This window comes from Streptomyces sp. NPDC085931 (assembly GCF_044540565.1).
In the GTDB taxonomy this organism is placed as follows: domain Bacteria; phylum Actinomycetota; class Actinomycetes; order Streptomycetales; family Streptomycetaceae; genus Streptomyces.
The window spans coordinates 87,847-100,503 of sequence record NZ_JBITSK010000023.1; the positions used below are offsets into that span (position 1 = coordinate 87,847).

Below are 12,657 nucleotides of genomic sequence, written 5' to 3' on the forward strand. Positions count from 1 at the left end.
CCACCCACCCGCAGGCCTCACGGCCCCACAACGGAAGTGCCCCACCATGCGCGCAGTCGGAATCCTGGAATACGGCGGACCGGACGTGCTCGAGGTCATCGACCGGGGGATACCGGACCCCGGCCCCGGCGAGCTGCGCGTGCGCGTGGCCGCCGCAGCCGTCAACCCCACGGACCTCATGCTCCGCTCGGGCGAACTCGCGGCTTACCTGGCCGCCTTCGAGCCCCCGTACATCCCCGGCATGGACGTGTCGGGCACCGTCGACGCCGCGGGCGCCGGCACCCTGTTCGCCCTGGGCGACCGGGTCATGGCGTTCGTCGACCCGTTCCGTCCGCAGGGCGGGGCCCAGGCCGAGTACGTGGTCGTCTCCGCCGCGGACACGGTCCTGGTCCCGCCGGGCATGGACCTGGTCCGCGCGGCCGGGCTGCCGATGAACGCCCTGACGGCCCATCAGGCGCTGGCCCTGCTCGGACTCCGCTCGGGGGCGACCCTGGCCGTCACCGGCGGGGCCGGCGCACTGGGCGGCTTCGTGATCCAGCTCGCGGTGCACCGCGGTCTGCGCGTGGTCGCGGAGGCGGCCACGGAGGACGAGCCGCTGCTGAAGCAGCTCGGCGCGGAGATCGTCGTGGCGCGGCACGAGGAGCCGGGGGACGCGCCGCGGGCGGGCGCCGCGGCGGCGGCCTCGCTCGCCGAGCGGTACCGCCGCGCCGTGCCCGAGGGCGTCGACGCGCTGGTGGACGCCGCCGTCCTGGGCGAACCGGTCCTCGGCGCCGTCCGCGACGGCGGCGCCGTGGTGACCTGCCGTCCGGGCCCCCTGGCCCTGCCCCGCGGCATCGTGCGGCACGAACTCGACGTCCTGGCCTACCCGGACAAGGCCGCCGCCCTCACCGAACTCGCCGCACTCGCCTGCGAGGGACTGCTCTCCCTGCGCACGGACTCCCTGCTCACCCCGTCCGCCGCGCCGGACGCCCACCGCCGCCTCGCCGCGGGCGGTGTACGAGGACGCCAGCTCGTCGTCTTCGACGGGCGGCGGGACACCCCGGCCGGTCCCTGACCGGGTCTCACCCACCACCGCGGAGGCCTTCCGGGGCGGCGGCGGTCCCCGCCCCGCCGCCGCCCCCGGCAGCCGCCCCCGCGGTCGCACCGCCCAGCCCGGCCCGACACCGAACCCGCCCGAGGAGGCAGCACCCATGACAGACGGGGCCCTTTCCTACGCCCGGACCGTCGATCGTTCCCTCACCCACCGCGCCGCCGTCAGCGAGTGCTTCCTGACCGACACCCGGCGCACCGGCGAGCGCACCTTCCGGGTCGCGGCCCAGCCGCCGCGCGCGCACCTGTACTACAGCGACCACGTCACGGACGCCCGGACGGCCCCGTCGTACGATCCGCTGCTCGTCCTGGAGATCTTCCGCCAGTCCTGCATCCTCGCCTCGCACGCGTACCTGGCGGCACCGGCGGACAGCAGCTTCGTCTTCGACCGGGGCACGCTGGAGGTCCTCGACCCCGAGGCGCTGCGCGTCGGCGAACGGCCCGCCGAGATCACCGTGGAGGGGGAGTTCACCGACGTCCGCGAGCGGGCCGGCCGGCCCTGCGGCGCCACCGTGCGGGTGCGGGCCTCGGTCGACGGCAGGACGGCGGCGACCATGCGGCTGGTCTACCGGTGGATACCCCGCCGGAGCATGCGGCAGCTGCGCACCCGGGCCAGGGCCGCGCTCACCCTGACCCCGCGCCGCGCGCACCCCCTGGTCAACCGGCTGGCGCCCGCCGAGGTGGGCCGCGGGCTGTCCGCCAACGTCGTCCTGGGCCGGGTGACCGTCTCCTCCGCCGCGGAGGTGGTGGCCCAGGTGGTCGTCGACCGCGGCCACCCCGCCCTCTTCGACCACCACGTGGACCACATCCCGGGCGCGGTGATGTTCGAGGCGCTCCGGCAGACGGCCACCACGGCCGCCCGTGAGCTGTGCGGCCTCGACGCCGCCCCGCAGGAGCTGGAACTGACCGGCTGCGACGTGGCGTTCCTGCGGTTCGGGGAGTTCGAGCTGCCCACCGACTGCCGCGCCCGGGTCGCCGACGGGGCCGACGGCCGCCCCGTGCTCGACCTCGTGCTGGAGCAGGACGGAGACGCCCTGGCGACGGCGCGGGTGACCCTCGCCCGCAAAGGCCGCGCCGCGCGGGAGCGGGACGACCCGGGCACCGGCGACGTCGTGGCGGCGGACGCCCGCCCCCGGCTCCTGACCGCCGCCTGAGACGGGCCGCGCACCGTGACGAGCACGCGCGACGGCCACCGCGCCCCGGCGCGCCCACCGGAGGGTGACACGCCCGCCGCCACCACCGTCTGGTTCGACTTCGGCGGTGTCCTGACCCCCACCATGGCCGAGCTGTACGCCCTCTACGCCGAGGAGACCGGCATCTCGCCCGCGCGGCTGCGCCGGGCCGTCGCCGACGTGGGAGCGGACCTCGGCATGCACCCGCTGGCACCGCTCGAACTGGGCCGGATCAGCGAGGCCGAGTGGGGAGCCCGGGTCCGGGCGGCGCTGCGCGCCCGCCATCCCGGCCTGGACCTCGGTGCCGCGCGGCTGGAGCGGTTCGGCGAGCAGTGGCTGGGCGGACGCGGCGGCAACCCGGTGATGGCGGCGGTGGTCCGCGCCGTCCGGGCCGCCGGCCACCCGGTCGGGCTGCTCACCAACAACGTGCCCGAATGGGAGGGGCACCGGCGGCGCATCACCGCCCCCGCGGGCCCCTTCGACGCCGTCGTGGACTCGTGCCGGGTCGGCGTGCGCAAACCCGATCCGGCCGTCTTCCGCATCGCGGCGGCGGCATCCCCCACCCCCCGCCACGTCCTCGTCGACGACCTCCCGGAGAACTGCGCGGCCGCCGCCGCGGCGGGCTGGCGGACCGTGTGCTTCCGGGACGACGCGCAGGCGTCCGGGGACCTCTCCGCGCTCCTGGGCATCCCGCTGCCCGGTCCCGGCACGCCTCCCGGACCGGGCGGGGTCACCGCCGCCCGGCCGGCGCGTACTCCTTGAGGTAGTGGGCGACGCGTCCGGCGTAGCCGCGTACGTCCGGGGGCACGCCGCCCGCCTTGTTCACCGTCCGGTACGACGTGCGGTACGCGGCGGCGATCAGGACCCGGCGGTCGCCCGGCAGGTCCGCTTGCAGGCGGGGTGCGATCCAGCACAGGTAGCGGCCCATCGCCGGGATGGACTCGGCCGGCGGGAAGGGCGGATGGGGCACGGTCTCCCCGGGGGTGCCGTCCTCGTTCATCCACCAGCGCAACACGCGCGGGGTCCAGCGGGCGATGCCGTACTCGTTGTTGGCGGGGTCGGACAGGTCCGGGTCGAAGTCGCTCTCCACCTTCAGCATGGCGGCGATCAGGACCGCGCTGACCTCCTTCTGGTCGCAGTCGTGCGCCGTCTCGACGATCAGCAGCCGGTAGGCGGGCGGGATCCCGCGGTCGGTGCGCAGCTCCGAGGCGCCGTACGTGGCGGCGGAGACGTTCGCCGTCGCCCCCGGGCCGCCGCCGCCGCGGCGCGCGCCGTCGTCCAGGAGGCCGACGCCGTAGGCGAGGGCGGCGACGGCCGTGACGGCGGCGGCCGCGGCCGCCACGACGGCCGCGCGGCGCGGGCGGCGGCGGGCCGGGCGCAGCCGGGGCAGGCGGAACGGCCGGTGCCCGGTGCCGGCGGCGGCCCGGACCCGGCGCAGCAGCGCCTCGGCGGTGACGCGGTCGCCGTGGGTGCGGGTCAGGCAGGCCGAGACGATCTGCCGCCAGTCCTCGGTCAGCGCGGGCGACAGGCGCAGCTCGTCGGTGCCGCGGGCGTAGGCGACGGCCGCGTCGCGGCGGGCCGTCGCGGTGGCGCCGGGCAGCGGGAAGGAGCCGGTCAGGACGAGGTGGGCCAGGACGCCGAAGGCCCAGATGTCGGCGGACGGGCGGATGCGGCGGCCGCGTTCGCCGATCTCGGTCCACAGCAGCTCGGGCGGGGTGTAGTCCGGGGTGGAGAAGGCGGGGGTGTAGGCGTGGGTGCCCTCCAGTTCGGCGGCCATGTTGAAGTCGGCGAGCCGGACCGAACCGTCCGCCATCAGCAGGACGTTGGCCGGTTTCAGGTCCCCGTGCACCCAGCCCGCCCCGTGCAGTTGCGCCAGTCCCTCGCAGATCTGCGCGAGCAGGGCGGGGCCGGCCGCGGGCCGGGGCGTGGCGTCGAGCAGGGCGGACAGCGAGCCCTCGGCCCGCTCCAGGACGAGGACGGTGGCGCCGTCCAGCTCCGGGTGGCCGGGGTCGTCGACGGTCAGCGTCTCGTACATCCGCACCAGCCGCGGGTGCCGCAGGCGCCGGTACAGCTCGACCTCGCGCTCGATCAGCTCCCGCAGGTGGGCCAGCCGGCGGGGCGTCGCGGTGCCGGTGGGCAGGAACTTCAGGGCGGCCGTGGGCGGCAGCGCGCCGTCGCCGCCGACGCGCCGGGCCGTGTACACGCTGCCGAAGGCCCCGGTCGCGAGGGGCTCGCGCACCTCCCAGACGCCGACCCGGTACCCCTTGGGCACCGGCACGGCGTAGGGCTCGGTCACCGGGTCACCTCGCCCGGCGGGGCGGCCGGACCGGTCGCGGGCGCGGCGTGACGGGGGCGGAAGCGGTGAGGGCGGAAGTGGCGGGGGCGGACGGTGTGAAGGGGGTGGGCAACGTTGTCGGGCGCGGACCGGCCGGGGGCGGGGCGTGGGCCGGGCGCGCAGCGGATGGGGGTGCGGTCTCGCTTGTCCTCCGTGGTCGGCGGAGGTACCACGATGATGCTGTACAAGGTGCTCTCCCCGTGCCTGAACAGCTACCACCGTCAGACTAGGGCGACGCACCAGGGCCGTGCCCCCCTCGTACGGGTGAGACACGGCCCTTGGATGTGATTGGCGTGAAGTGGTCCGGTCGACCGGGTCCGCTCAGTAACGGGGGCGGTTGAACCAGGCCTTGCCGGCCGCGTTGCCGACGAACACCGCGACCAGGACGGCCAGGATCGTGTGCACCAGGCCGACGATGACGAACGGGTAGATGCCGAGGACCGCCGTGATGATGGCGAAGACCAGGATCGTGACGCGGGCGCCGTTGCCGCCGTTCTTGAACTTCGTCGCCAGCACGGCCGCGAACACCAGCCAGGCCAGGCCGAACACGACGTAGCCCCAGATCACGCCGGTCGAGTCACCGACGAGGTCCTGGAAGGCGGTGTTGTCCTTGAGGGACTCGTCGTCCTTCGCGGCGTTGAGCGCGATGGCGGAGAAGGCGAAGATGGCCACGCCGAGGACCTGGAGGCCGACGATCACCCACAGCATCACGCGGGCCGCGCTCACCGAGCCGGGCATCGTGGTCGGGGCGGCGGGGCCGGCGCCGTAGGGGGAGACCGGAGGGGCCTGCGGGTAGCCGTAGCCGGGCGCCTGTCCCTGCTGCTGCGGGTAGCCGTAGCCCTGCTGCTGCGGCTGCTGCCCCTGGGGCTGGCCGTAGGGGTTGTTCGGGTCGCCGAAGCTCATGGCGGACTTTCCTCCGTTGTCTTCCGAGTGCGGGGACGACGCGTGACGTCCGTACGGAGGAAAGCTCTTCAGATAGCGACCGTCCCCCCGTTGAACTGCCCGCGGCACTTGTCCGGTCATCGTTCTGCACCACTGACCGGCTTGTCCAGCCGCATTCCCGATGTGTTGTGCAAGTGCAACATCGCTGATCATGGGCGGATACGGGCGGAGCGCAGCCGCGGTGCCCGGATTGCGGCCGGATTGGAACCACGGCGGGGTCATCCGCGAGGATGGGGCCATGACCGCCCAGATTCTCGATGGCAAGGCCACCGCAGCCGCGATCAAGTCCGATCTGACCGCCCGCGTGGCGGCGCTGAAGGAGAAGGGCATCACGCCCGGCCTCGGCACGATCCTCGTCGGGGACGACCCCGGCAGCCAGAAGTACGTCGCCGGCAAGCACCGTGACTGCGCGCAGGTCGGCATCGCCTCCATCCAGCGGGAGCTGCCCGCCACCGCCACGCAGGAGGAGATCGAGGCGGTCGTGCGCGAACTGAACGAGGACCCGGCCTGCACCGGGTACATCGTGCAACTCCCGCTGCCCCGGGGCATCGACGAGAACCGCATCCTGGAGCTGATGGACCCGGACAAGGACGCCGACGGCCTGCACCCGATGAACCTCGGCCGCCTCGTCCTGAACGAGCCGGCGCCGCTGCCCTGCACGCCCAACGGTGTGCTGACCCTGCTGCGACAGTACGGCGTGGAGATCAAGGGCGCCGAGGTCGTGGTCGTCGGGCGCGGGGTGACCATCGGCCGGCCGATGCCGCTGCTGCTCACCCGGCGCAGCGAGAACGCGACCGTCACCCAGTGCCACACCGGCACGCGCGACCTGTCGGCGCATCTGAAGCGCGCGGACATCATCGTCGCCGCGGCCGGTTCCGCCCATCTGATCCGCGCCGAGGACGTCAAGCCGGGGGCGGCCGTCCTCGACGTCGGTGTCTCCCGCAGCGCGGAGGGCAAGATCGTGGGCGACGTCCACCCCGACGTGGCCGAGGTGGCCGGGTTTATCTCCCCGAACCCCGGCGGGGTCGGCCCGATGACCCGCGCGCAGCTGCTCGTCAACGTGGTCGAGGCGGCGGAGCGCAGTGCCGGCTGACCGCAACGCGGCGAGCGCGCCGAGCGCCGCGCCCGACCCGGACGGCCCCGTCGCGTCCGACGGACACGACGACCCCAAGGGCCGGGACGGGCAGGTCGGACGGGACGGGCCTGAGGGCCGCAGGGGCGGTGACGGCCACGAGAGCCGGGACGGCCGGGGCGACGGCCCGAACGCGGCGGACGAGGACGACGGCGAGGAGCTCACCGTCCGGGATCCCGTCAGCGCCCCCGGCGCCGACGGGCGGCCGCGGCGGGTCACCCGGCGGTTCCCGCTGTTCACCAGGGACACCGCGCGCCCCGAGGGCGGTGGCCGGGCCGCGTCCGGGGACGCGCCCGCGCCCGCGCGGCAGTGGCCCGTGCTCGCCGTGCTGGGGATCGCCGGGCTCGGACTGCTGGTCACGGCGTTCGACCAGTTCCGGCTCGGGACGCTGCTGATCGGCATCGCCCTGCTGGGCGGCGGCGCGCTGCGCTGGCTGCTCCCGGACGTCGGCATGCTCGCCGTCCGCTCCCGCTTCACCGACATCGTCACGTACGGCGTGCTGGGCACCGTGATCGTCCTGCTGGCGCTGATGGCCCAGCCGCATCCGCTGCTGCAGATCCCGTTCCTGAAGGACACCCTGCACTTCACGGTCACCAGCGAATGACCGGACGACGGCCCGTCCCCTCCCCCGAGGAAGGACGGGCCGCCGCCGCGCTCCACCCTCGTGCACCGCGAACGGCCTGTTCAACGCCTGTCAGTACGCTGTGGCACGGAAGTGACAGTTCCGGTACGTCCTGCTTCCGATTCCGCACGAAGTGGTGCGACACGGGGGTTGGCGTGGACAATCGGGACGGTCCAGGGTGTATCGCGCGCGGGCACCGCGCTTCTGTGCGCCCCCCGTCGGGGAACTGAGATCCTGACTGGGCGCATCCCTGTGGGTAGCCACAACGGGGATCGGCCGAGGCCGCCACGCGCGGGGCGAACAGCGCGGGACAGAACAGCACTACCCGGGGGAAGAGGGGGGAAGCAATGCCTCGTTGGAAGGCCTTGCCGGATGAGCTCGATCCACAGATCAGGGAGTTCACCAGCCAGCTGCGCAGGCTCGTGGACCGCAGCGGTCTGAGCATCGCGTCGGTGGCGGACCGCACGGGCTACAGCAAGACGTCGTGGGAGCGGTATCTGAACGGCCGGCTGCTCGCGCCCAAGGGCGCGATCGTGGCCCTGGCCGAGGTCACCGGGACCAACCCGGTGCACCTCACCACGATGTGGGAGCTCGCCGAGCGCGCCTGGAGCCGCTCGGAGATGCGGCACGACATGACGATGGAGGCCATCCGGATCTCGCAGGCGCGCGCCGCGCTCGGTGAGTTCGGCGGCCAGGACTTCGGCGCCGCCGCGGCCGGCTCCAAGGGGGACGGCAGATCCGGGGGCGGCAAGCCGTCCCGCCGCAGCGGCAGCGCCACGGTCACGCCGGGCATCGCGGGCCCGGCCGGCGTCGTCCCGAGCGTGCCGCCGCAGCCGACGGCGCCCGAGGTCCAGGACTCCGCGGGCACCGGCCCGCGGGAGGACCGCGGCGAGGTCAATTCCTGGGGGCTGGCCGGCTACAAGGGCCCGTCGCCGACCGGGCCGGGAGCAGGCGGACGCACCTCCGGCACGGGCGTCGGGCCCGGCTCCGCGGACGCGGCCGGAGCGCCCGGCCGGACAGCGGCCGTGGGCGCGTACGGCACGCCGCAGGACGCCGCTCCGGCCACCGCCGACGGGGGCGGCCGGGCCGCCGGGCGCGGCCGGGCGGCCGGTCCGGGGCACAGGGGCGGTGCCGCCGGCAAGCGGCGCACCGGCATGTTCCTGGCGGGCGTCGTGGGCGTGCTCGTGGTGATCGCCGGAGCCTTCTACGTCACCGGCGGCGGCGGTGACGACGACGTCAAGGGCGGCGCCCAGTCGCCCACGCCGACCGCGGGCACCGACCGGAACCTGCCGCCCGGCGTGAAGTGCAGCGGCGACAGCTGCACCGGCAAGGACGCGGAGAACATGGGATGCAGCGGTGACCTGGTGACCACGGCACAGACCGCGACCGTCGGCACGACCGTCGTGGAGGTCCGCTACAGCGAGACCTGCAAGGCGGCCTGGGGCCGCATCACGCAGGCCGCGCAGGGCGACGAGGTCCGGATCAGCGCCGGCAAGGCGCAGCAGAGCGGCAGCATCACCGCGGTCGGGGACACCATCGCGTACACCCCGATGGTGGCCGTGAAGAACGCGGCCGACGCCAAGGCGTGCGCGACGCTCGCGGCCGGCGGACAGGGCTGCACGAAGTAGCGGCGGCCCCGGCGCATCCCCCGGTCACTCCGGCGGACCGGCGGACCGGCGAGGAATTCCGCCGGGGGAGGCATGCCCGCCGCAATCGCGGGCACGCGAACCGTACCCCCACGGGACCGGCATCGTCGGTACCCCCCTCAGGCGGCCGCCTTCGTCCTCCTCTCCCGGACGGGCGGCCGCCTCCGTGTGACGGGTGGCGGGTTGTGGGCCGGGCCACACCGACCCGGCGGTGCGGGATCCCGGATGCGCGATAGCCTGACCGCTGGATCGATCTCTTGACGCCAAGAGATCGATCAAACGTCCGGGGCAGGGACCCCGCCCCTACCGCCAGCTGTCATACGGAGAACGCCATGACCCGCACTCCCGTGAACGTCACCGTCACCGGCGCGGCCGGCCAGATCGGTTACGCCCTGCTCTTCCGCATCGCCTCCGGTCAGCTGCTCGGCGCGGACGTGCCGGTGAAGCTGCGCCTCCTGGAGATCACGCCGGCGCTCAAGGCGGCCGAGGGCACGGCCATGGAGCTGGACGACTGCGCGTTCCCGCTCCTGCAGGGCATCGACATCACCGACGACCCGAACGTCGCCTTCGACGGCGCCAACGTCGCTCTGCTCGTCGGCGCCCGCCCGCGCACCAAGGGCATGGAGCGCGGCGACCTGCTGGAGGCCAACGGCGGCATCTTCAAGCCGCAGGGTCAGGCCATCAACGCCCACGCCGCGGACGACATCAAGGTCCTGGTCGTCGGCAACCCGGCCAACACCAACGCCCTGATCGCCCAGGCCGCCGCGCCGGACGTCCCGGCCGAGCGGTTCACGGCGATGACCCGCCTGGACCACAACCGCGCCCTGACCCAGCTGTCGAAGAAGACCGGCACCCCGGTCTCCGAGATCAAGAAGCTGACGATCTGGGGCAACCACTCCGCCACGCAGTACCCGGACATCTTCCACGCCACGGTCGCCGGCAAGAACGCCGCCGAGGTCGTCAACGACGAGAAGTGGCTCGCCGACGACTTCATCCCGACCGTCGCCAAGCGCGGCGCCGCCATCATCGAGGCCCGGGGCGCCTCGTCGGCCGCCTCCGCCGCCAACGCCGCCATCGACCACGTCTACTCGTGGGTCAACGGCACCCCCGAGGGCGACTGGGTCTCCATGGGCATCCCGTCGGACGGCTCCTACGGCGTCCCGGAGGGCCTGATCTCCTCCTTCCCGGTCACCTGCAAGGACGGCCGGTACGAGATCGTCCAGGGCCTGGAGATCAACGAGTTCTCGCGCGCCCGGATCGACGCCTCCGTCAAGGAGCTGGAGGAGGAGCGCGAGGCGGTCCGCGGCCTCGGCCTCATCTGATCGCACGCCGTTCGCGTGGTCGCGCGGGCCCCGCACCGGACGACCGGTGCGGGGCCCGCGCGCTGTTCGGCGAGTCTTTTGTCCTTCTTTGTCCGCATCTCCCGTGACGCAGCGCACTTTCGGCCACCCAGGCGCATGCATCCAGGGCTCTCGGGCAGGCGAACCCGGTCTCTCGGTGGCACCTGTGTGACCGGGAGACGCTGACCAGGAACGGAAGGCGAAGAGCGAACATGGCGGAAAGTACCGAGCTTCAGGCGAGTCAAACCATCCACGCGGGAGGAGAATGGCGCGCGGCCGTCTCCGGCGCCACGCGCGAGATCCTCGACCCCGCGGACGCCCTGCCCTTCGCCGTCGTCGCGGAGGGCGACGAGAAGGACACCGACCTCGCGGTCGCGGCGGCCCGGCGGGCGTTCGACGAGGGACCCTGGCCCCGCACGCCCGCCGCCGAGCGGGCCGCGCTGCTGCGCCGCGTGGCCGACCTGCTCGTGCGGGACCGGGGCAAGCTCGGCCGGCTGGAGGCCCGGGACGCGGGCAAGACGGTCGAGGAGGGCCGCGTCGACATCGACTGCGTCGCCGACGCGTTCCGCTACTTCGCCGACCTGGTCGCCGCCGAGGCCCCGGGCCGGGTGGTGGACGCGGGCTCGCCGGAGGTCCACAGCGTCGTCGTGCACGAGCCCGTCGGTGTCTGCGCGATGATCACCCCCTGGAACTACCCGCTGCTGCAGGCCAGTTGGAAGATCGCCCCCGCCCTGGCCGCCGGCAACACCTTCGTCGTCAAGCCCAGCGAGATCACGCCGATGACGACCGTCGCGCTGATCGGCCTGCTCGTCGAGGCCGGACTGCCCGCCGGAGTCGCCAACATCGTCACCGGACCGGGCCACACGGTCGGTGCCCGGCTCTCCGAGCACCCCGACGTCGACCTGGTCTCCTTCACCGGCGGTCTGCTCAGCGGCACCAAGGTCGCCCAGGCCGCCGCGCCCACCGTCAAGAAGGTCGCCCTCGAACTCGGCGGCAAGAACCCCAACGTCGTCTTCGCCGACGCCTGCGCCACCGAGGAGGGCTTCGACACCGCCGTCGACCAGGCCCTCAACGCGGCCTTCATCCACAGCGGCCAGGTCTGCTCGGCCGGGGCGCGGCTCATCGTCGAGGAGTCGGTGCGCGAGCGGTTCGTGGCCGAACTCGCCCGCCGGGCCCAGCGGATCCGCCTGGGCCGGGGCACCGAGGAGGGCGTCGAGTGCGGCCCGCTCGTCTCCGAGCAGCAGCGCGCCAAGGTCGAGGCGTACGTCGCCTCCGCCCTGGAGGAGGGGGCGGTGCTGCGCTGCGGCGGCAAGCGCCCCGAGCCGTCCCCGGAGCGGCCGGCCAACGGCTACTTCTACGAGCCGACCGTCCTCGACCGGTGCCACCGCGAGATGCGCGTCGTCCGGGAGGAGGTCTTCGGGCCGGTCCTCACCGTCGAGACCTTCCGCACCGAGGACGAGGCCGTCGCCCTGGCCAACGACACCGAGTACGGCCTCGCGGGCGGCGTCTGGACCGCCGACCCGGGCCGTGCCCGCCGTGTCGCCGGCCGGCTGCGCCACGGCACCGTCTGGATCAACGACTTCCACCCCTACCTGCCGCAGGCGGAGTGGGGCGGATTCGGCAAGAGCGGAGTGGGCCGCGAACTCGGCCCGGCCGGTCTCGCCGAGTACCGGGAGACCAAGCACATCTACCAGAACCTGGCCCCCAAGCCGGTGCGCTGGTTCGCGGGCTGACCCCGGCCCGGGCCATCCCCGGTCCGGAGCGCCCCGGGTCTCCGGGATCCGGATCGGCCCCGGGTCCTCCGGACCACCCCCGGTCCAGGTCGGCTCCCGGCCCACCTCCGGTTCGGGTCGCCCCCGGCCCCGGATCACGCCCGGTCCGGGCCGGCCCTCGGGTCTCCGGGGTCACGCCCGGTCCAGGTTCGGCCCCCGGCCCCGGATCACGCCGGTCCGGGTCGGCCCCCGGTCCCGGGTCACCTCCCGGTCCGGCCCGGCCCTCGGGGCACTGCGGTCCCGGCGCCTTCTCCCCGGCTTGGATCCCCCCGGTCCGGGCTGGCCCCCGGTTCCGGATCATCCCCGGCCCGGACTTCCCGGGCCGCCCCTCGGCCCGGACGTCCCCCGGTCCGGGCCGACCCGGCCGGCCCCCGGGCCCCCCCCCCCCCCGGGGCGGCCCCCCGCCCCCCCCCCCCCCCCGCCCCCCCCACCCCCCCCGGCGCCCCCCCCCCCCGGCCCCCCCCCCGGGCCGGGGCGGGGCGGGGGGCCGGGGGGCCGGGGGGGGAGGACCCCGGCCCCGGGCCCCACCCCAACGGCCGGTCCCGGCGGCGGCCCGGCGGGCCGCAACGATCGCGGTGAGGGCGTGGAACGCCAGGTGGGCGGGGGT

The 12,657-nt window shown here is 74.8% G+C and carries 10 protein-coding genes and 1 pseudogene; 8 read left to right on the top strand and 3 right to left on the bottom strand.

Annotated features, from left to right (window positions below; genetic code table 11):
- The first annotated feature begins 46 nt into the window (after nucleotides 1-46).
- The 3 genes from ACIGAN_RS33990 to ACIGAN_RS34000 all read left to right on the top strand — a co-directional run bounded on the left by ACIGAN_RS33990 (nucleotide 47) and on the right by ACIGAN_RS34000 (nucleotide 3,023).
- On the top strand, nucleotides 47-1,054 hold the full coding sequence (locus tag ACIGAN_RS33990; protein ID WP_399863307.1) for an NADP-dependent oxidoreductase: 1,008 nt from the start codon (nucleotides 47-49) through the stop codon (nucleotides 1,052-1,054).
- A gap of 136 nt (nucleotides 1,055-1,190) precedes the next feature.
- Nucleotides 1,191-2,243, top strand: a complete 1,053-nt coding sequence (locus ACIGAN_RS33995) for a ScbA/BarX family gamma-butyrolactone biosynthesis protein (RefSeq protein ID WP_399863309.1) — start codon at nucleotides 1,191-1,193, stop codon at nucleotides 2,241-2,243.
- Between the two features lie 15 nt (nucleotides 2,244-2,258).
- Nucleotides 2,259-3,023 (top strand): HAD-IA family hydrolase, encoded by a 765-nt coding sequence (locus ACIGAN_RS34000; protein ID WP_399863312.1) that lies wholly within the window; start codon nucleotides 2,259-2,261, stop codon nucleotides 3,021-3,023.
- Here ACIGAN_RS34000 and ACIGAN_RS34005 read toward each other — a convergent pair.
- The 3 genes and pseudogenes from ACIGAN_RS34005 to ACIGAN_RS34015 all read right to left on the bottom strand — a co-directional run bounded on the left by ACIGAN_RS34005 (nucleotide 2,992) and on the right by ACIGAN_RS34015 (nucleotide 5,499).
- Entirely contained in the window at nucleotides 2,992-4,557 is a 1,566-nt protein-coding gene (locus ACIGAN_RS34005) for a protein kinase domain-containing protein (RefSeq protein WP_399863314.1), read from the bottom strand. The two genes, ACIGAN_RS34000 and ACIGAN_RS34005, sit on opposite strands and share 32 nt — an antisense overlap.
- Nucleotides 4,558-4,670: 113 nt before the next feature.
- Nucleotides 4,671-4,784 (bottom strand): annotated as a pseudogene (locus tag ACIGAN_RS34010) (FHA domain-containing protein); the annotation flags it as partial.
- A gap of 133 nt (nucleotides 4,785-4,917) precedes the next feature.
- On the bottom strand, nucleotides 4,918-5,499 hold the full coding sequence (locus ACIGAN_RS34015) for a hypothetical protein (RefSeq protein ID WP_365735513.1): 582 nt from the start codon (nucleotides 5,497-5,499) through the stop codon (nucleotides 4,918-4,920).
- 277 nt (nucleotides 5,500-5,776) lie between these two features.
- Between ACIGAN_RS34015 and ACIGAN_RS34020 the strand changes: the two genes are divergently transcribed.
- From ACIGAN_RS34020 to ACIGAN_RS34040, 5 genes are all read left to right on the top strand, one after another.
- On the top strand, nucleotides 5,777-6,631 hold the full coding sequence (locus ACIGAN_RS34020; protein WP_399863318.1) for a bifunctional methylenetetrahydrofolate dehydrogenase/methenyltetrahydrofolate cyclohydrolase: 855 nt from the start codon (nucleotides 5,777-5,779) through the stop codon (nucleotides 6,629-6,631).
- The gene (locus ACIGAN_RS34025; RefSeq protein ID WP_399863320.1) at nucleotides 6,621-7,274 is read left to right on the top strand and encodes a DUF3017 domain-containing protein; all 654 of its coding nucleotides are present in this window, start codon (nucleotides 6,621-6,623) and stop codon (nucleotides 7,272-7,274) included. The genes ACIGAN_RS34020 and ACIGAN_RS34025 overlap by 11 nt, the downstream gene beginning before the upstream one ends.
- A gap of 383 nt (nucleotides 7,275-7,657) precedes the next feature.
- Nucleotides 7,658-8,920, top strand: coding sequence for a helix-turn-helix domain-containing protein (locus ACIGAN_RS34030; RefSeq protein WP_399863322.1), 1,263 nt, complete (start codon nucleotides 7,658-7,660; stop codon nucleotides 8,918-8,920).
- A gap of 350 nt (nucleotides 8,921-9,270) precedes the next feature.
- Nucleotides 9,271-10,260: a malate dehydrogenase gene (locus tag ACIGAN_RS34035; protein WP_365735506.1), complete on the top strand. Its 990-nt coding sequence runs from the start codon at nucleotides 9,271-9,273 to the stop codon at nucleotides 10,258-10,260.
- Nucleotides 10,261-10,490: 230 nt separating this feature from the next.
- Nucleotides 10,491-12,011 carry an aldehyde dehydrogenase family protein gene (locus ACIGAN_RS34040; protein ID WP_399863324.1) on the top strand — a complete coding sequence of 507 codons (1,521 nt, stop codon included), beginning with the start codon at nucleotides 10,491-10,493 and terminating at the stop codon, nucleotides 12,009-12,011.
- Nucleotides 12,012-12,657: the final 646 nt, after the last annotated feature.

Excerpts from the sequence above, each read along its gene's own strand:
- ACIGAN_RS34035 (WP_365735506.1), top strand. The coding sequence starts at position 9,271 with ATGACCCGCACTCCCGTGAACGTCACCGTCACCGGCGCGGCCGGCCAG.
- ACIGAN_RS34020 (WP_399863318.1), top strand. The coding sequence starts at position 5,777 with ATGACCGCCCAGATTCTCGATGGCAAGGCCACCGCAGCCGCGATCAAG.
- ACIGAN_RS34015 (WP_365735513.1), bottom strand. The coding sequence starts at position 5,499 with ATGAGCTTCGGCGACCCGAACAACCCCTACGGCCAGCCCCAGGGGCAG.
- ACIGAN_RS34040 (WP_399863324.1), top strand. The coding sequence starts at position 10,491 with ATGGCGGAAAGTACCGAGCTTCAGGCGAGTCAAACCATCCACGCGGGA.
- ACIGAN_RS33995 (WP_399863309.1), top strand. The coding sequence starts at position 1,191 with ATGACAGACGGGGCCCTTTCCTACGCCCGGACCGTCGATCGTTCCCTC.
- ACIGAN_RS33990 (WP_399863307.1), top strand. The coding sequence starts at position 47 with ATGCGCGCAGTCGGAATCCTGGAATACGGCGGACCGGACGTGCTCGAG.